Source organism: Sporosarcina sp. SG10008, assembly GCF_044569405.1.
Lineage (GTDB): Bacteria > Bacillota > Bacilli > Bacillales_A > Planococcaceae > Sporosarcina > Sporosarcina psychrophila.
In genome coordinates this window covers 1078927-1099002 of sequence record NZ_CP172607.1, presented here as the reverse complement: position 1 = coordinate 1099002, position 20076 = coordinate 1078927, and the positions used below count along the sequence as shown (strand labels likewise).

Annotated in this window: 18 protein-coding genes and 1 pseudogene; 2 read left to right on the top strand and 17 right to left on the bottom strand. The window is 37.8% G+C overall.

Features of this window, described 5'->3' with window-relative positions:
• Positions 1-361: 361 nt before the first annotated feature.
• The 3 genes from ppsA to ACGLYD_RS05345 form a co-directional block, all read right to left on the bottom strand.
• Positions 362-2974: a phosphoenolpyruvate synthase gene (ppsA, locus tag ACGLYD_RS05355; RefSeq protein WP_399631756.1), complete on the bottom strand. Its 2613-nt coding sequence runs from the start codon at positions 2972-2974 to the stop codon at positions 362-364.
• Between the two features lie 910 nt (positions 2975-3884).
• On the bottom strand, positions 3885-4508 hold the full coding sequence (locus tag ACGLYD_RS05350; protein WP_342537990.1) for a GyrI-like domain-containing protein: 624 nt from the start codon (positions 4506-4508) through the stop codon (positions 3885-3887).
• Between the two features lie 451 nt (positions 4509-4959).
• Positions 4960-5148: a hypothetical protein gene (locus ACGLYD_RS05345; RefSeq protein ID WP_067207961.1), complete on the bottom strand. Its 189-nt coding sequence runs from the start codon at positions 5146-5148 to the stop codon at positions 4960-4962.
• 258 nt (positions 5149-5406) lie between these two features.
• On the opposite strand from ACGLYD_RS05345, the gene uvsE (ACGLYD_RS05340) reads away from it, so the two are divergent.
• Both uvsE (ACGLYD_RS05340) and uvsE (ACGLYD_RS05335) read left to right on the top strand, forming a co-directional pair.
• Positions 5407-6360 (top strand): UV DNA damage repair endonuclease UvsE, encoded by a 954-nt coding sequence (uvsE, locus tag ACGLYD_RS05340; protein ID WP_338652832.1) that lies wholly within the window; start codon positions 5407-5409, stop codon positions 6358-6360.
• A gap of 271 nt (positions 6361-6631) precedes the next feature.
• On the top strand, positions 6632-7597 hold the full coding sequence (gene uvsE, locus ACGLYD_RS05335; RefSeq protein WP_399631751.1) for a UV DNA damage repair endonuclease UvsE: 966 nt from the start codon (positions 6632-6634) through the stop codon (positions 7595-7597).
• 652 nt (positions 7598-8249) lie between these two features.
• On the opposite strand, the gene ACGLYD_RS05330 is transcribed toward uvsE (ACGLYD_RS05335), so the two are convergent.
• From ACGLYD_RS05330 to ACGLYD_RS05265, 14 genes and pseudogenes are all read right to left on the bottom strand, one after another.
• On the bottom strand, positions 8250-8789 hold the full coding sequence (locus tag ACGLYD_RS05330; RefSeq protein ID WP_338652836.1) for a helix-turn-helix transcriptional regulator: 540 nt from the start codon (positions 8787-8789) through the stop codon (positions 8250-8252).
• 42 nt (positions 8790-8831) lie between these two features.
• Positions 8832-10016, bottom strand: a complete 1185-nt coding sequence (locus tag ACGLYD_RS05325; protein ID WP_187047417.1) for a YhgE/Pip domain-containing protein — start codon at positions 10014-10016, stop codon at positions 8832-8834.
• A 562-nt stretch (positions 10017-10578) separates the two neighbouring features.
• Complete coding sequence (locus ACGLYD_RS05320) at positions 10579-10932, bottom strand: hypothetical protein (RefSeq protein WP_187047416.1); 354 nt, start codon at positions 10930-10932, stop codon at positions 10579-10581.
• A 118-nt stretch (positions 10933-11050) separates the two neighbouring features.
• Positions 11051-11833, bottom strand: a complete 783-nt coding sequence (locus tag ACGLYD_RS05315) for an ABC transporter ATP-binding protein (protein WP_342537983.1) — start codon at positions 11831-11833, stop codon at positions 11051-11053.
• Positions 11830-12864, bottom strand: a complete 1035-nt coding sequence (locus tag ACGLYD_RS05310; RefSeq protein WP_399631748.1) for a FecCD family ABC transporter permease — start codon at positions 12862-12864, stop codon at positions 11830-11832. Before ACGLYD_RS05310 ends, ACGLYD_RS05315 begins: the two co-directional genes overlap by 4 nt.
• On the bottom strand, positions 12861-13886 hold the full coding sequence (locus tag ACGLYD_RS05305; protein WP_399631745.1) for a FecCD family ABC transporter permease: 1026 nt from the start codon (positions 13884-13886) through the stop codon (positions 12861-12863). Before ACGLYD_RS05305 ends, ACGLYD_RS05310 begins: the two co-directional genes overlap by 4 nt.
• A complete protein-coding gene (locus ACGLYD_RS05300; protein WP_399631742.1) occupies positions 13870-14820 on the bottom strand; it encodes an ABC transporter substrate-binding protein in 951 nt (316 codons plus the stop codon). Before ACGLYD_RS05300 ends, ACGLYD_RS05305 begins: the two co-directional genes overlap by 17 nt.
• Before the next feature lie 115 nt (positions 14821-14935).
• Positions 14936-15205, bottom strand: a complete 270-nt coding sequence (rpsN, locus tag ACGLYD_RS05295) for a 30S ribosomal protein S14 (RefSeq protein ID WP_338652844.1) — start codon at positions 15203-15205, stop codon at positions 14936-14938.
• A 55-nt stretch (positions 15206-15260) separates the two neighbouring features.
• Entirely contained in the window at positions 15261-15410 is a 150-nt protein-coding gene (rpmG, locus tag ACGLYD_RS05290) for a 50S ribosomal protein L33 (protein ID WP_187047410.1), read from the bottom strand.
• Positions 15411-15555: 145 nt separating this feature from the next.
• Positions 15556-15675: pseudogene (locus ACGLYD_RS05285) on the bottom strand (GTP-binding protein); the annotation flags it as partial.
• A gap of 18 nt (positions 15676-15693) precedes the next feature.
• Positions 15694-16677 carry a metal ABC transporter solute-binding protein, Zn/Mn family gene (locus ACGLYD_RS05280; protein ID WP_399633112.1) on the bottom strand — a complete coding sequence of 328 codons (984 nt, stop codon included), beginning with the start codon at positions 16675-16677 and terminating at the stop codon, positions 15694-15696.
• A gap of 459 nt (positions 16678-17136) precedes the next feature.
• Positions 17137-18051: a TIGR03943 family putative permease subunit gene (locus ACGLYD_RS05275; protein WP_340741870.1), complete on the bottom strand. Its 915-nt coding sequence runs from the start codon at positions 18049-18051 to the stop codon at positions 17137-17139.
• A gap of 8 nt (positions 18052-18059) precedes the next feature.
• Entirely contained in the window at positions 18060-19052 is a 993-nt protein-coding gene (locus ACGLYD_RS05270) for a permease (RefSeq protein WP_187047407.1), read from the bottom strand.
• 66 nt (positions 19053-19118) lie between these two features.
• Positions 19119-20015 (bottom strand): GTP-binding protein, encoded by an 897-nt coding sequence (locus tag ACGLYD_RS05265; RefSeq protein ID WP_342537971.1) that lies wholly within the window; start codon positions 20013-20015, stop codon positions 19119-19121.
• Between the last annotated feature and the right edge of the window lie 61 nt (positions 20016-20076).

Below are 20076 nucleotides of genomic sequence, written 5' to 3'. Positions count from 1 at the left end.
AACCGTGTAGTTGCTTGTCAATCGAACCGGATGCATACAATCCTTTTTCCAACTACCAAAGTTCACTTCATAAACTCAAGAAGTAACCTTAGCCCGAACCATCATGATTTTCACTTTCCCCAATAATTTGCGCTTATTTAAATTGTTATTTTGCACATCCAACTTTAAAAACCCAGCTACCTTCAAATAAGAAGATTGCTGGGTTTCATAATTATTTATAAAAAAATCCGGATTTCCCTAATTAGAAAATGACTGCTCATACGTCCTAGTCACAGGGTTCTAAACATAGACCCCAAAGCACCATGATGTCAATGATTCTTCTAATTCGTATGCTCTTCTTTTATGATTTAAATGTAATGAATTATATTATTTCTATATACCCTTCTGTTCCATTTACTCGAATACGTTGTCCATCTTTTATCAGCTTGGTAGCATTCTCCACTCCGACAACTGCTGGTAAGCCGTATTCACGTGCGATAACTGCTCCATGGGTCATCAGTCCACCAACTTCGGTAACAAGACCTTTTATGGAGACAAATAATGGTGTCCAGCCGGGATCAGTAAAGGAGGTGACTAATATATCTCCTTCTTTTAAAACAGCTTCTTCCATGTTTAAGATGACACGTGCTCGTCCCTCAATAACTCCAGAAGAAACAGGTAGTCCTACAATCGCTTCGGCTGGGAGATTTTCTCGTTTGTAGTTACCTGCAATGATTTCACCATCAGACGTGAGTACACGTGGGGGCGTTAGTTTTCCATAAAATTTGTAGTCGTTCTTACGTTTGCTGATAATCTCGAAATCCAGTTTTTTTGTTCGTACGACTTCACGAAGTTCTTCAAATGTGAGATAGTATATATCTTCTTTTTTATGAATAACGTTGGCTTGTACGAGTTGTTCGGCTTCTTTCAGTAACGCCTGCTTATAAACGAAGTAGCGACTAATCATGCCGTATTTTGGATATTCACGATAACCGATGAAATTCCGGATTAGGCTAATCACTCGTTTTGTCTCTTCGGCTTTTCGTTTGCCATCCGGTAATTGCATCAATCGATCTACTAACTCTTGTTCTTTTTTCAAAGCTGCCTGCCGCCCTTGCTCAAATTTCCGTTTGCCCGAATTAGGCTCAAGTTCTTTGATGTTGCTGAGAAGCATAGGGACAAGTGTAGTTGGTTTTTCACTCCAACGAGTTTTAGTTATATCGATTTCTCCAGCACATCGCATTCCGTATTTGTTGAGATAAGCTATTATTGCATCTTGGCTTTCCTGTCCACCTTCAAACGTAACGATTCCCTCCAAAAAGTTATCATCTTTTACATGCTGTAAATAATGAATTACTTCTGGATATGGACGAATCACATCTGCGACATCCAATAGCGCCAGACCCATTTCCGAAGTAATATTGTTTGGTACAGATTGGGAAAGCGTATCTGCTACGTTCTTTTCACCTAACCACATATTCATTTTTTCATTGATCCATGATGAAGCATCCATAGCAGTCATAATCACACCCAAACTTTGTGGGTCAAATAGAATCTTCTTTAATTGCTGCAGATCTTCTAGTATAAAATCAAATAAATCTGATCCTGATTTCGTTTGGATGGTTTGTTTTAACTCGTTTATCGATGTTTCACTACTATTTATCAATTCAGAAACGATTGTAGGATCGTTTTTGAATTGTGTTTGAAAACCCGCAGAAGACATACTTTTATTACTACTACTTGGACTCAGCTCTTTGTCATCAGTTGGTAACAATTTAATGAAATCCCGCTCGATTATGGTCATTAGTGCGTCTTTTATGAGCGGATCGGATTGTCCCAGCGTATCTACTAAAATTTCTCTGCTAACAGGTGAAGCCAGACTATGTGTGATATCAACAAACAGCCTTCCACCAGCTTTACGCATGGGTGCAGGGGTCGTTAACAGGTAAAAAGCCAATCCTAATGGTTTCATGGGGTCGGTCATCATTTGTTGATGACCGACAGAAACGTAAACGTGATTTTCTTGATCATTCGCTTCAGGGACAGGGAATAAAGTAGTGATTGGGCGACTCTGGACAATATAAAATGTATCTTCAACCAAACACCATTCGATATCTTGTGGGCAACCAAAATAAGCTTCAATCTGTCTTCCTTTGCGTGCTAGTTGTAAAATTTGTTGGTCAGTAAGTGTTTGAGACTTTTGCAGATCAGGATTGATCTGCTGCGTCTCTGTTCCGCCTTCTTTTAGCCCATAGATAGCCAGTTTTTTGGTTGCTATCATCTTATCGACGATTTCATCTTCTTGCACCTTATAGCAATCCGCCGATACCAAGCCGGAAACAAGGGCCTCCCCTAGTCCAAAGCTAGCATCGATCGATAGTAGCTTTCGATTAGAAGTAAGCGGATCAGCAGTAAATAAAATTCCTGAAGCCTGTGGAAAAATCATGCGTTGAATGATAACGGATAGGAAAACTTGGCTGTGATCAAATCCATTTTGGATTCGGTAAATTACTGCGCGATCAGTAAATAGGGAAGCCCAACATTTACTGATGTGGCGCAATACTTTATCTCTTCCGATGATATTTAAATAAGTGTCATGTTGACCAGCAAAGGAGGCAAATGGAAGATCCTCGGCTGTTGCACTTGAACGAACAGCATATGCATGCTCTAGGCCAAATGTTAAGAGACATCGATCGATATCTTGTTCGATCCCCTTCTCGATTTCAATCCCCTCAATCAGCTCACGAATCTTCCAGCTAATTTCACTAATTCTTTTTCGTTCGTCCACTTTTTGAACTGCTAGTTGATCTAGTAATTGTTGAAGCTCCTCATTTTCCCCAATGACTCTTTTATATGCCTCAGTGGTAACACAAAAACCTTCTGGTACAAGTGTTCCTTCAATCCTCGAACACTCACCCAAATTCATCCCTTTGCCACCAACCACCATTTGACTCATTTTATCGATTTCCCGTAACTCTAGTACATATGGTTTCATTTCTTTCCCTCCCATTTATCGCTCAATACCAAGACGAATCATATGACAAAAGTTGTTCATCTGATCAACCAATTACGCTGTCCACTCGTTCTTGCTCCTGGCGAAGTTCCATATTCACATCAAACACTTCTTTTTTCAAAAAATGATTGACTAAAAAGGGCTTTATGATGTATAATTAAAATAGGTTAATCTATACATAATCCACTTAAATAGCGTATAACTATATAAATTTACCACAGTTCCTCATTTTTTTCAATGAATTTATGCAATCATAATTGTTGCGAATTCGAAGATGAAAAATGATATCAAATTATTTAGTGTAGCATCAGGAAAACACGGATTTAAAACATTAAGAAATTCCAATATTAAAAAGCCTAATTCCTTAGTATTAATATTAAGATATTGGGCTTTTTTCGTTCCCCCTTATTAAAGAGCCTAATCACTGAGCACACTGCTGTTCAATTTGAAAGAGACGTTTTTTTCACTTTTTATAAACAATCAATTCCAACCAAATTCTTACCATAAAAAAACACCTAAAACATTGAAATCAACAATGTTTTAGGTGTTTTTTATTGAATCAATTTTCGTTACATAATGTCCCACGAGGACGTTTTTAGAGCGTTTAATTCCTGATATACCTAGGTTTCTTCTATTCAATCTCTATAATATGTGTAAGGCTTTTCATGACGTTATTTGTTATAAAGACTTACTTTTCCGAGTTAACGCTACCCAATATTCTCTTTAACTATATACACTGACCACTTATGTATTTTGCAACTTCAAATACTCTTTTTCGAATTCATTCGTCTGGCATAGAATAGCATTACTAATTGAATGGAAATATACAAAATACAGCTTGGGGTATTCGAGAATACGATTCGTTATAAATAAAGCGCGAAACGAACATTTTTTATTTAGAAACTTTAAATCTTAGCACAGTCTTTAATTTTTCTGGAGCTGTTCTTCTTGCATCTGTAATATAGATTTCTCTATGGCTTTTTTCAATTCGTATCAAACCTTGTTCCTCACAATACTTTTCCATCTTAGAAAACGTTTCTGGTTCTTTATCGTAGCTACCATGGTGCATCATCTGAACACATAATCCATCAGATAAAGATTCGAGTGTTGCTGTATCAACTGGTAAATGTTTCTTTTTTGCTCGTACACTTTCAACAGCCCTTTGAAAAAGTTCCCTCGTCACAAAGTCAGGCTGTCTGATCATTAGTTGATAGACAAAATGATTTTTATCCAGGTAATCTAATTTTCTTCCCTCTTCATCTAAATCCCAAATTCCTTCAAGCGGAAATACTGTATATTCATAGTAGTCTTTTGGTGTGTAGCCACCCTTTGGCATCATTCGAATACTATAAGACAATGCATATAAAATTTCCACATTTACCCGGAATGAATCGCTATCTGGATCTCCTGCACCTTGCAATTTGATATACGACTTTTCGGTATCATTGTAAATAGTAGGTATCTGTTTTGGTAAATAGATTTTTTTATCGTTTTTTCGCCACTCATACTTTATCAATAAATTGCCCCCCTCATACTTCGTTTCTCTATCTACTACATTGTGCCAATTTGCTTCTTCCCATCCCAAGCGGGCTTCCACACGTGCATACTTTAACCGCCTTTTCTATTTATAATTGCTGCCTAGTTTTGTATGGTATTATCTTCGTCAAAATCGCCACCACTTCAGACTAGACTTGTTCCTTCTATAATAGGGGATTCAAGTGAAAGTATCAAAAAAACTCAAACTATTCTAGCCTGTACAATCTAGATAGCATATCTTATCTTCATTTCTCATATTTCTATTCCCTCTTTCAGTAACGTACTCGTTAGTTGAATAAGTGTTACCCATAAGAGTGAAATACCATATTTTTTTACAATGCCATTGTATGTTTGCAACCTTTTAGATAACAATATATTTGTGAGTAGTAACTTAAATAGACTCAGAATAACTTCTGAGTCTAAACTTCTTATCATTTTCTCCCCAGTAGCGCCATTAAACCTTTATACATTAGGACAAGGGAGAAAATCACAATTGCCAAAATACCTATTAAGTTAGTTATCGGCTCTAAACCCGCTAAAAAAGTATCTGATAAGGGAACCTTTAATAATGCAAATCCAGCTAAAATACTAGCCAACATCAAAAGAATAAATCGATCCATTTAGTTTAACCTCCTCTCAATACATTATATGAACAAGTAAAAGGAAGGTTGAACCAATTGTCTCTCATGGACCGTTAGCTTATATAAAGCCTACTCAATTAACGAAGCGGGTTAACCATTCTCATTTTGTGTATACATAAATGGATTTATGCAGATAATATTTATGTATAAATTTCCCCTCACTGTTTAAAATGCTCTTAGAAATTATGTGTCATATTAGATTTCAACCTCAAAGTATTGAATAAAGGGGAAAAGTAGATGAAAATCCGGTTCGGATATGTAGGTAATGCACTAGGCTTATGGGATGCGAGTCCATCAAAAACTCTAACTTTTACACGGTATTCAACGCTCCCTATAAACGAGAGAATGGAAAAATTGAAATCGATAACAGCACAAAATTTACAGCACACAAAAAGAATTTTGTATTATAATATCGCGCATGAAATAGAATTATACCGGTTTTCAAGCTCACTTGTCCCTTTAGCAACCCATCCGGAAGTGATGTGGGATTTCTTAACTCCATTCAAAAACGAATGGGAAGAAATCGGGAATTTAGTCCAAAACTTCAAGCTTAGAGTAAGCTTTCACCCAAATCAATTTACACTTTTCACAAGCCAAAGAGAAGAAGTCACAACGAATGCAGTAAGAAGTATGGAATATCATTTTAGGATGCTCAAAGCTATGAACATTCTTGATACGGGATTAATTAATATTCATATTGGCGGAGCCTATGGGGATAAAACTGCGTCATTAAACCGTTTCCATCAAAATCTCAAAAAATTGCCAAAGGAAATTAAGAAGCAGATGACGCTAGAAAATGATGATAAAACGTATGATGTTCGGGAAACACTTATTACTTGTGAAAAGGAAAACATTCCAATGGTACTCGATTATCATCACTATATGGCGAATAACGTGGAGAGTGACCTCCCTCTTTACTTAGACCGCATATTTAAGACTTGGAATACCTTTAATATTGTCCCAAAAGTTCACATTTCTTCACCGAAATCAGATCAAGCCTATCGTTCTCATGCCGACTTTGTTTCTTTAGACTTTGTCCTCCCCTTCTTAAAGATGGCAAAGGAGCTTAATAAGGACTTTGACATAATGATAGAAGCAAAACAAAAAAACCTTGCCATGCTGAAACTTGTAGATGAAATAGCTGCAATTCGAGGAGTCAAACGTATTTCAGGGTCATCTGTGGAATGGTAACCGCGAAGAATAGAGTTATTCAATTATTGAGTCCAGATTTTGAATCGAGCTTGAGGCCTACAGGATGTAGGTCATGCAACCGTTGCCGCAGGACGCGGCGAACTTAGATTGCCATTCTTTCTTTGGTCAGCGGACATTTGGACACCCGCTTAACAGGTAAAAAAACGCATTCATCTCCCACCTATGGAGGTGAGAGTCTTCTGTAGCTGACGCTTCGCTTTCAGTACAAAAACATTTGCTGAATAATGATAATACAGATGAGGTGGAATAAATGACGATTGTACGTCTTGGTTATGTCGCAATGAGTATGGAACTTGATAATGCATCCCCTTCGCAAACAATGACTTTTACCCAATTCAAAAAAATTGATGATCGGGAAGCTGCCATCCGTAAATTAGAACGTATTGCACTTTCGAATTTACATAATACACTAAGACTGTTAAAACATAATGTAGCGTCTGATATTCATTTTTATCGGCTAACCTCTCGCCTTATTCCTTTAGCAAACCACGATGAGCTTCTTAAATGGAATTATATAAAGCCATTAATAGAACCGCTTCGTGAGATTGGAGATTTCGCAAAAAAACATAAGATTAGAGTTGATTTTCATCCAGATCACTTTGTTCTGATTAATTCTAAAGAGAAGCATATCTTAAAAAATTCAATTAGTACCTTAAAGCTACATTACTTATTACTAAAGGCGATGGGGATTGACCCGACTCATCGCTGTGTCATGCATGTTGGTGGTAATTATAAAGAAACCGAACTCTCACTTGAACGTTTTGTTGATAATTGGATGGACGTCCCGAAAAGGATTCAAAATATGCTTATGCTTGAAAATGATGATACTTCTTTTACGTTAGAAGATACACTTTACTTATGTGAAAAACTAGATATACCTCTAGTTTTCGATTATCATCATCATCTGGCCCATCACCTAGGTACAAATTGGGAAACCAACTGGAATAGAGTTATTCAGACATGGAGACATTCTCCGCTCTCAATAAAAATGCATATATCAAGTCCAAAGAGTGATAAAGCTTTTCGCCATCATTCAGATTATGTAGACATCGATATGTTTTTTAGATTCCTTCATGAAATAAAGGGCAGTATTCCACGAATTGACTGCATGATTGAGGCTAAGAAAAAAGATGAGGCGCTTTTCAAATTAATGGATGAAGTAAAAGCAAGGAAAGACGTTGAAATTATTGATGGCTCTTCATTCTCTTTAAAGTAAATGAAAAAGAGGTTACTTCCACAATTAGTTGAATTGTTTGTACATCGTTTTATAATGAAGTGGAAAAGAGCACAATCTGTAATTTTCAAAAAAGCATATTGGTAATAAATAAAGAGGACATTGAAGCCATTTGTATCGCTGATTTCGCAATGAAAAAGAGAAAGAGTTACGCTACCATCATGGTGAACCTAGCCGATGGTCGGGTCATTAACCCCGTAGAATCAAGAGAGATAGAAGATGCAGTTATCTAGCTTTCTTTTTTTGCTAATATAAATTATGTCTCAAGAGATGGCTCTCTTACCACTGAGATTTGGAAAGCCCCTCCTGAAGCCCACCATATCAGTGATCGATTTCAACTAGTGATAAATTTGACGGACGCAAACACTCATTTGAATAAAATGTATCTCTATTCTACAGGACAGACAAACAATTACTTGAATGAAAATAAAAATGAACCGTTATTTCCTTATGCAAGGACGTAACGATTCATTTAATAAAGTAATTTTCTTTACCCAAAAGACTTCTTTAGTTTGATAAAAACCATACAGTAAGCAATAATCATAAAAGCTGATACCAACATAACTCATATAGAATAAACCCTTTAATTACACGGAAGTACAAGCTTCCAATAGCGTTAGATTCATTCATCCAATTATATTTTTCTTTGTTTTATTAGGTCTATCAACACTTCAAGCCAGCTCGCTGTATGCTCGGCCTTGCTGGGGAAATAATCGCCCATAAATTCCATGAGCTTTTCTTTTTCTTTTCCAACATCTACGTGCTCATTTAAACTTTTCAAATACTCCCAGCGGTCTTTATGATCGGCTAACTTCCTTTCAAGAATGGCAATCACTTTGTCGCGATCAACGTACTCGATACTGGCTAAGCCCACAAGCATTTCACTGATTTTGTCGGCTTTTTCGAATAACTTGTATATTTTTTTCGGCAGTTCTTCACGGCCTTTTGCAGTAATTGAAAATACTTGCTTGTCAGGCCGATGTTCTTCTTTGATGATTTCCACTGCCTCGATAAGTCTTTGTTTTGCTAAAGTATTAAAATTATAATACAACTTACTTTCTGTCAATCCGGCAAGTTTATCAAATGGAATCGGATCCGACAGCTGTCTTTTTAATTTATATGGATAATTATTGCCTTCGATTAATTTACTCAAAATGTATATTTGGATTGTCATGATCAATCTCCTTCGGCAAGTGACTCCCTCATTGTAACAAAATCATGCAGTGATTTCAGCCGTCTCAATACTTACAGACTCTGTTTCAGGTTCCGATACAGGCTGCGGCTTGTGAAGGAAAGCCACAATTAATATATTAATTAACATAGCCCCGGCTCCCACAGCCACCATCATCCACTGATTAGGCGCTGCACTGACGCTGCCATATAACGTCGCGAAGTACGCTTGGACAGAATAGTACATCGGCGAAATATAGCTCATCCATTCATATGGCAAGTACATCATTTCCCGAGGGATTGTCGCACCGTTGGCAAGTGTTTGGACCAATAGTATTGGCAAGTTGAGAACCATTCCGCCTTCACCCATCAAGAAAATTAAAATCGCCGTGAAATTGAAGCATACCATATAGTTCAAAATTTGCTGTGCAGTCAGGCTCACAAATATGTCAGCTCCATGGCTGCTGACTAAATATGCTATACCCAAAGCTACAAGGGATGATACAACCGCGATTAACAATGCTGTTAATTGAACATATAAGAATAGCCGCGTTTTGCTTGCTTTTCCGCGACTGGCTCTAAATGCTCCGACTAATTGCATAGCGCCAATCATTGCACCCGTGTATCCGGCCATTGTTAAGAACATTGGTAGCATAGTATTATTCATGCCCGCTGGAATCTCATTGATCGTGACCAAATTTCCAGCATATGCAGTTTCGATCATTTCCGCCATTTCAGTTGCTTGCTCTTCGGGTATATTCAAATTCATCAATACACCTTGTGCTGTTTGTGTGGAAAACTGTGCGCTTAATTGATTATTGATTTCGTTAACGATGGAAGTCATTGTCGAAGAAACAACTGTCGCACTTGCTCCATTGGTTGTAAAGTCAATGCTTGATGCTGTTTCCCCATTTTGCATGTCTTCAGAAAACGTTACAGGAATATGGATGATTAACGCCAATTCATTTTTTTCTAATTGTGCTAACGCTTGCTTGTTTGTCAAATCCGTTTCAATTTCTTCAAATGGTAGTTTCTCTGCAAGTTGTTCTGCAATCATTATCCCATATTCGCCTGCATCGTCATTCACCATAGCGATCGGCATTTGATCAATATTATTCGGAATGGCTGAATACCCGGGGATAAATATTCCGAGCATGGCGATTGCGTAAAAAATCCCCATAAAAATAGCGGCAATAGCCCCTTTTGTTTTTAAGAAATGTATAAATTTCATGTATTTCTTCCTTCTTTCCAATAAAATATGTTTTTCGGTTTCAACAAAGTACTCTAATTAGAGTACTTCCGTATCTTACTCTTCCCTTTTTTAAAAGTCAATTGAATCGATTTCATATTACGTACTCTTAAAAAATCATAAAGAAACAGAGTCCAAATGATTTCTTTAAAAAACGAATGAAAATTCCGATTACGCTGTTGTGAATAGTTGAAGCTGGATGAGTTGATTAACTGCAAGTTACTAGTGTTGCACTCCATATGAACTCCGACGAAATGAACTTTGGCTTTCTCTCCTGTATAATGTTAGATCTGATTTAGTAGAAAATAACCTTTGAGATTGGTGTTTACACGTTCACTGGAATTTCGTTCCTTATAAGAATTCATTCCATCTCATCAATCCTCTTACAGGCGCTGTATATCGTCTGAGTTCATAATCTGTCTACTTTCTAAATCGACTTGGAAAAAGGATGGACACCAATATTTACAATTTTTTAGTAATCCTCTAGAGCTACATCCATTGAAGATAATCATGTTAATTGCTCTTTACGCTACAATCAATTTTATTAATTGATAAACAGAAATAGCTTTTTACTCCGTCCCTCTTCAGCCGTTTGCAGTAAGTGATCAGTATAGTCAACCCATTTCATCTTTCCACACCTTGTTTCGATTTTTCCAGTTAATTCTACTTCAATAGCAGTCATCAGATGTACCACTTTTGTTATGGGCAATTTAAAATGACGGCCCGCGAGTTCGTACGGAGAATTTTCCACTAGAAGACTAAGAAAATGATCAGCCGTTTCAGCACTTTCAGCCAAAGAATCCTCTAACTCAATGACAAACTGATACAGGCTCCTTTTTTCTTCCGTAAGCTTTTTAACCTCGCTTCTTAGTAAAAACTCCATTAATCGATCATGCATTTTCCTCACCTCACGTATTTACAACTTAAAAACCCAACCATTCTTTAATTAAAGAATGGTTGGATAGACTTTACTAACTTGCTTTTTAAACGTCCGTTAGGTGACATTTTACACAGAATCAGTGGAATGGAAGAATAAATGATTTATTCGACTGTGCATCTTCTATTAAGCTGACTTTCACATTGTAAACATCTTTAATCGTTTCAGCGTTCAATACCTTTTTCGGTTTTCCGCCAATATATAGCGAGCCGTTTTTCATCAATAAAATTTCGTCCGCATATTGAAGTGCTTGGTTTAAGTCATGTAATACCAATAAAATTGTTTTTTGTTCTTTTTGATTAATCTCTTTTATCAATTCAAGCATTGCTAATTGGTGTTGGATATCTAAAAACGTTGTCGGCTCATCCAATAATATAATCGGTGTATCCTGAGCAAGCGCTAAAGCAAGCCATGCCCGCTGTCTTTCTCCACCAGACAAGTTGTCCAATAATTTATTCTTCAAATGATTAACTGAAGTCATCTCCATAGCTTTTCCGATGGCAATATGATCTTGTTTTCTGAGCATGCCAATTGCACCCATATGGGGATATCTACCCTGCTCGACCAGTTCTTCCACCGTTATCCGAATCGATGCATCGTAAACTTGCGGGAGCAACGCCATTTTTTTTGCCAGGTTTTTAGCAGAAAGGCTTGAAATCAGTGTATCTCCAAGCAAAACTTTACCTGTTTGAGGCATTACAATATTTGAAATAGCTTTTAATAGCGTTGATTTCCCACAGCCATTCGGGCCTAAAAGAACAGTGATTTTCCCTTCTTTAATCGTTGCAGTAAATGCTGTCACTACGTCCTTTGAGCCAAAAGAAATCCCGATATCCTGCAATTGTATATCTTGTTGACTCAACTGACTTTACCACCTTTCATGTTTTTAGAAATTAAGTACATAAAGAAGGGTCCGCCAATTAAAGCTGTTACAGCACCCGTCGGCAATTGGATAGTAAACGGTACCCAAGCATCCGGCAGTAATGGAACTGCAACTTGAGCAATTATATCTGCAGCCAATAAAAGTAAAGAGGAAGTCAAGAAACTTATAGGCAGGAATAGTCGGGCATCTTCTCCAGCTAGGTGTCTGGCGATGTGCGGTCCAATGAGTCCTACAAACGCAATTGCTCCAACTGTTGAAACAGCACCTGCAGTTAGTAATCCCGCAACAAGCAGTATGTATTTTTTTGATGATTGTAAATTGATGCCCAATTTTTGAGCTTTCTCGTCACCTAGACGCAAGCCGTTCACTATACCTGCAAAAGAAAGTGCTATCAGTATCAAAATCAGTGCAAAAGGTACCACCATATAAAATTGCGACCATGTACGTCCGTTTAGCGATCCAATCACCCATAGTAAAATGCTCCCCATAGCTTGTTGTTGCTGCAATAGAATGAGAGAAATAAAAGCTTGTATAATAACTGAAAAAAGTACACCAATCAAAGCCAATTTCTGCATCCCGATATGAGGAAACTTCGAGATTCCATAAAGCAACGCAACAGAAAGCGTTGCTCCGATAGCTGCCACTACAGGAAGGCTATAACTCATAAGAATGGAAAATGGCGAGTAGGTAATCCAAAGAACAGCAAACAGCGTACTCAAAGCTGTCACACCAATAACACCGGGTTCAGCTAATGGATTTGAAATGACACTTTGCAATAAAGCACCTGCTAACCCAAGCATCCCCCCACAAAGAACAGCAATAATCGCTCTTGGTAAACGCAGGTTTAGAAGAATATTCCGGACTGTAGAATCATGATTAGGATTCATGAGCTCTTTAACAACTGTTTGAATTTCCACACTCAAACCACCTAAAATCAAATGAAGAGAAAAGAACAGCAAAAGTAAGATACATAGAATAGACCATAATCTTTTAAAAGTATATATATTCATAAGCCGGTTCTCCTTTTTATAAACATAAACAAGAGCCAGCTCCCACCAATTATGGAAGTGAGCAATCCTACAGGAATTTCAACCGGATAAAAATAAATTCGTGTAATTAAATCCATTCCTGTCAAATATGTTCCGCCCGCAAGAATACTTAATGGCATAACAACATAGCTGTTTGTACTTTGAACACCCCGACGTATTAGATGAGGGATAATAAGCGAAACAAAACCAATTGGACCACAATAAGCGACAACAGCAGCAGTTAAGGTAGCGCTTATTCCAAATACCAAAAGTCTGATGCGATCTACGGAAACTCCCCGCGCCTTTGCCGCTTCATCTCCCAAACGGAAAACATTTAAAGCTTTTCCGGCAAGTAATGCCAAAGGAACGCTGATGATAAACCAAGGTAAAAGGGCCAAAACATGCTCTTGCGTTCGGTTCGCTAAACTGCCGGTGAGATAGAAAAACAACAATCCGATGTCATTTGGACTTCCAATGCTTATCACCACAATCACCAGTGCATTTATTGTTGCGGTCATAGCAGCGCCGACCAGTAAGATAGAAGATCGTCGCAATTTACTGGAGGCTACTGTGACCACAATAATTCCGCTAAACATAGCGCCAGTCAGTGCTGCTAACGGATAAAGTGAAAAAGATAATGGCAGGCTAAATATAGTAACACATGCCATTACCATCGCAGCACCCGCTGACACTCCTGTCAATTCCGGTCCTGCTAAGTCATTTTGAAGGACGTCTTGAAGCATTGTACCAGCAAGTGCTAAAACAGCCCCTGCAATCCATCCCACAACCCATCTTGGTAATCGTATCTCAAAAACAACAATTTCCTCTAACTTCGTGGCCTGCCCATCCAACACTTGTAACAAGGAAGCAAAAGAGAGTCTAGGCTCGCCCAACATTAAACTTAAAATGAGTAGAACAAACGATAGAACCAAACATAAAAGTGCGAGGGATAAACTAATGGATAGTATTTTTTGCCCACTTCTTGGCTTATTTACCGTTTTCAATAATCCCAGTCACTTCATCTAAAACAATTGATAATGAACCTATCCCTCTACCGTTTGCCCAGATATTGGTCCTAACTTCATAGACCTCATCATTTCGAACAGCTTTTAATTCTTTCCAAATTGGACTTTCAGAGAGTTGATTGGACAATGTCGGTCCTTTCTTATCAAAGGAAAATGTTTCGACAAAGATGATATCTGGATTTTGCTTAAGGACTTCCTCTAAGGAAAATTGAGCTCCCCCACTAGTATGACTTTCAGCATCTCCACCAGTAGACCATGGATAGCTGACGCCTTCGGCTAATAAAGAGCCGACAACGCTTTCTTTTGTATCAATACCAAAATTCACATCAGATCCGTACATCACTAATGTGGCAATATCCATAGATGCTTGTTCTTTAAATAATTCAATTTTTCCCTCAAAGTTCTTAATTGCAGCCTCGGCCAAGTCCTGCCTTCCTGTTATGCTTCCCATTACACGTACGAATTCAATAGAATCTTTGTATGACAATGGACTAACTATATATAGCGGTATATCTCCTAAACTTTCACGCAAGCTATCATGAACGCCACCTAAACCAATAACCAGTTGCGGATTCTTTTGATAAATATCTTCAATGTTTGGCTCAAAAAAAATTCCGCCTATCAATGGGATAGCGGCACCCGCTTCTCCAAAAAATTCTGATTCCTGCGTGATTCCAGCAGCTGATACAGCACTGGGTTCGATTTTTAAAAGATGCAGGGTATCCACACAGATTTCTGTTAAACATATAATTTCAGAGGGTATCTTGTCTAATACAATCTCTGTACCCGTGCTATCTAGTTGCTTCTTCTCTTCCTTTGACTCAGCAGACGATTCCTCCGTTTTATTACTACAAGCTCCTAAAACAAGTAAAATGAGTACCAAACCGCTAAGCAGTTGTTGTTTTATTAGCATGATATTTAATCTCCCTTCCGTTTCCTGAGTTAAACTGATACAGGCTCATTTATTCCCCGCACCTCACATTGGAATAATTCAACCATTCTATAGTAACTGAATGGTTGAATAGCTTTTACCAACTGGCTTTTTTAACGCCTGGTAGTTGTCCTTTATGTGCAAGCTCCCGAAAAGCTATACGCGACATGTTAAATTTCCGCATATATCCTCTTGGTCTCCCCGTCAGTTCGCATCGATTTTTCAATCGTGTTGGGGAAGAATCCTTAGGTAGCTTATTTAACGATTCATAGTCACCTTTCTCTTTCAATTCTTTACGAAGTACCGCATAGTGAGCAACCAACTTCCGTTGCCTCTTGTCTTTCGCTACCTTAGATTTCTTCGCCATTCTATTTCCACTCCCTAATTAGTAATCATTACGATTTAAAACTTTACAAATTTTTTTACTTTGTTTCTCTATGAATCGTGACTTTTCTCAAGCGCGGGCTGTATTTCTTTAATTCAATCCGTTCGGGATTAGTGCGTTTGTTTTTTGTAGTTGTGTAATTGCGGTCTCCTGATTCTGTACAAGCTAATGTGATATTTACCCTCATACTAGTTCCTCCTATAGGTCAAATTTCGATTTGAAAATTAGGCAATGGATCCACAAAACTTGTCCAATCTTGCACTAATTCTTCTTCCGTAAGCAAGCATTTATCTAAGCCTTCCGTAATTTCCTGTTGATTCATCCGAATGCCAATCATTAACAATGACGGCGACTTTCAGCCCGTGTCGATTGTGTAAAATATGATTCAATAAGGTCGTCTTCCTCGAACCTAAGTAGCCGCTTAACAACGTTACGGGTATCCTTTTTTTCATTCTCCCACTCCTTACGCTTTACTTATTACCCAATGCTTCCGCAAGTGTTGCAATGTTGTATTCCATCAAAGATAAATAGTCTGCTTTGTTTTCCACATCCTCACTTGTTAGAACACCAAGATTATGCAACATCAGTGAATTCGCTCCAATTTCCTTTCGAATGACATCAGTTAGTTTAGAGGAGACGTTTTGTTCGAATAAAACATATTTCACTTCATGTGCTTTCGCGTATTTAACAAGAGCAGCCAATTCCTTTTGTGAAGGTTCACTTTGCGAATTTAATCCGGCAACTGCTACTTGTTCAAGTCCATACGAATCAGCGATATAACCAAAAGCTGCGTGTGAAACGAAAAATGTTTTTGTAGTAGCATTGGAAGCCATGTCTTTAAATTTCAGATCGAGGGCGAGTAAATCCTCTTTTAACCCTTCAAAATTTTCTTTAAACATATCCTTTTTTTCAGGAGATGCTTCGATGAGTGAGTCTTTAATTACCGTTGCGAGTTCTATACTTAATAAAGGAGAAATCCAAACATGAGGGTCGAATTCGCTGTGCTCATGGTCGTCATGATCATGTGAATCGTTTTCTTCAAGGTCCTGTTCGTGTGACTCATGCTCTTCTTCATCGTGCCCATCAGACTCATGCCCCTCCTCTCCGTGATCATGATCATGTCCTTCACCTAGCGACTCTTCTGGAATATTGTCAGCGACCGCTATCATTTTGACATGCTCGCCTTTCATTGTCTTTTCGGCATTCTCCACAAATCCTTCAAGTCCAAGTCCGATATAAAAGAATAAATCTGAATCAGCGAGTGCCATCATATCCTTTTGTGTTGGGTCAAACGTATGCTCATCTGCCCCCGGCGGATAGACAGTAGTATAAACGGATATGAGGTCTTCGTTACCTTCCGCTTCTACCCTCTCATTCATTTGCTCTTTGTTGCCGCATGCTGCGAGCAATAGTAGAGTAATAATTGAAAAAATAGATAAAAACTTTTTATTCACCACAAAAAACTCCTCCTTTATTCCCTTAAATCGTAATCATTACGTTTTAAGTATTTATTTATCATACAAGAGCATTTTTGAATTAGCAACTGTTTTTATTTCATATTGTGAAAAGTAATTCCTTTAAACTAAGCACACCTGTACTTTCAGGTCATGAATGATCTCTTTTTACTTTGCGAGTGATAAGGTAACCTTCATTATGATTAATGAATTCTTTAAATACTGTTTCACAAGATTATTGGAGTTAGTATAGAAGTTTGAACACACGTTGGTTAAGTCTACAACCTAAAAAGTAGAGATGACCGTTACCACATTAGTTCAGGCAATGGCGGTGGCATTTATTGAGTATTATTCCTTTCGTTGTATCAGGTCCATTTATTTCACGATAGCTATAAACAGGTTTCCGCACATTATCACACCTAAAAAACATAGCCCTTGTCCGGTTGACAAGGGCTATGTTTAATTTATATATGGATTTTCGGGCTCTTCTACCTTCTCTATGTCAGTTATCTGCAGGTAAGGATAATCCCAATCTTCTAGGGTTATTTTCGATAAATAGCCCGTTGCCCTAATCCATTCATCTTCCTCTACTTCAAACATTTCACCAGAAGTCGACAAAATGCCAAAGACAGAAGCATCTGCAACACAACAAGTAATTCCGAATCGTGCAACTACAAACTGATCTTCTTCCAAGTCAGGTTGCTTGTATACAAACCCAACAATTTCTATTTCCTTACCAAGAAACCAATCGAGATAAGCATAAATATTATCGGTAATATCCAGATATCTTGCTTCACTTACAATGATTTTATCGTTTTCTAATAGTTCATCTCTCAGACTTTCCATACGAGTAGGGTATTCATCATTTTCATAGTTCACATCTTCATCAGTCTTCGTTCCATCAATGGATTCTTCTACAATGTCAGGATCTGTTCCTGGCAAGTCATAGGAGGTATCTGTTTCATCATTTCTAACGGCTGGCAGTGTGGTATTCAAACCTGTTCCATATATAACCCCTCTTTTGGCGACAATTGAACTATCTAAAACGGTCATTGGAAACCACAATCCAGTCAGAACAGGTAAGACAAACAAAGTGTATATAAAAAATGTTTGTAAGGGTGTTCCAGTTTGAGTATGGCTAAAGCCACAATTACAGTATAATTCCTCCAGATTCTTCGATCCACTTCTCCATAGTTGCATAAGCCCCAATACCAATAAAATCACAAGTGCAAAATAAGAAAAAGGAATCATTTTAGGAGCAATATAATAAGTAATATCCCCTGATACTAGCAATCTAAATAAGAGTAGAAAAAAACCTAGTAATATAATTCCTCTAAACAAAGCATGAGAACTGTAATCCCGTTCTTCCTGCATAACGCACCTCACATAAATAAGTATTGGTATATCAAAATCATCACATATACAGACACAGTAATAATAGCCATTAAGCCTATAACGAATTTAGCACGGAAATAAGCAAATAGCATAATCGTACCTTTCAAATCTAGCATCGGCCCATAGACTAAAAAAGCAAGGAGTGATCCTGCGGAGAATGTGTGTGCAAACGAGGATGCTACAAATGCATCCGCTTCGGAGCAAAGTGATAAGATGAACGCAAATCCCATCATAACAAGAGGTGAAGTCATGTCATTGGCAGCAATACTTACCAATAGACCCCTATCAAAGAACGTCTGAAATAAACTGGCAATCATTGCGCCCATGATCAAAAATTTCCCCATATCGAAAAACTCATCACTTGCATGATAAAATACAGCTTTTATTTTAGGGACTTCCCTGCCACCCGACTGTATAGGTCTATCCAACAGTTCCTCTGTTGTCCACTTTAATTGATTACGATTCCGATAGAAAGCATATATGAGACTACCAATTACAATGGCCAATACGAACGCCAATCCCATCCGGGCATACGCAATTGCTGGGGTAGATTGGAAGGCATAATAGGTAGATGCAAAGACGATGGGATTTAATACAGGTGCCCCAACAATAAAAATAATACCTATATGCAACGGCATTCCCTTTTTCATCAATCTTCGCACCACTGGAATAATTGCACATTCACAAACGGGAAAAATTGCACTTACTAGTACAGCTGGCACGATTGCTATAATAGGATTTTTAGGAATAAACCGTTGTACAGCCTCTTCAGACACAAACGTTTGGATTAGAGCTGATGTAAACACCCCAAGAAACACAAAGGGTAATGCTTCTAATACGATGCTCAGAAAAATGGTATTTACATGCAATATGCTTTTTGGAATTGCCGCTTGTATTTCTGTGAATCCTATTGATAAAAAGAAATAGAGGAGCACTCCTATGAAAAGTAAGCTCACCCCTAAACTTCGTTTGCTTGTCATGAATCGTACTCCTATCTCTCTAATATCCTTAATTTCTGTAAAGTGCTACGCAAAAAAATACGATTTTCATTGCTTTACGAGTTGCTTCCAATGATCGTTTATCTGCTCTGTGTCAAGCCCCAAGCCAATTAAAATAATAACTGGTTTTCTATTTAAAGCGGCGGGGACTGGAGTAAATGCTACCTTCCTTGAAGCATATTGGAAACTGTAAAGTTGGTGTGAGCTTTCGATTTCAACGAACCCCTTTCCTCGTAGTACATTGGCTGGAAGGTGTTTGAGCCATTTTTCGAATTCTTTCTTTCGAACTACAGGGCAATCCTCCAACTTAAGCGCTTGCAATGTCGAGTGATGATGATGATGTTCAACATCCAAAGGCGATTTTCCAATCGTAACAGAGTGGATACGCTTTTCAAAAAGCAATTCAGCATCAATTTTACCGTAGACACTTTCCATAATAGTTTTTTCTTGTTTCGATTTCTTTGTGATTTTTTGTTTAATACTTTCAAGTTGATTTAAAGGAACTAAATCCGTCTTATTTAACACCAGTAGACTTCCACAAATCATTTGTTCATGTATTAAATTCCGGACTTCTGTTGAGCTTGAAAATATGCTTTGATACTCCAAATAATTACTAGCATCCAAAACTGTAATAATAGACATTAAGTCAAATTGATCAGTATATGGATGACTCAGAAGAACTTCTTGTATTTCCATCGGATTGGCTACTCCGGTTCCTTCAATAAATAAAACATCGAGTGGACTGTGTTCCATTTCCGTTATCAACTCGTTCATTGTTTCTTTTAAATCTTCTTGGATCGTACAACAAATACAACCGTCTAACAGTTCAAATACCTTTTGATTTTCAAATAAATGACCTTCTACGTTTGTTTGGCCTATTTCATTTAAAATAATTCCCGGCTGTAGCCCCTTTTTCTTACAATGTTCTAGCATATTTAATAACACGGTGGTTTTACCACTCCCAAGAAAACCGCTTAGTACATATACTGGAATCTTCTTACTTGAG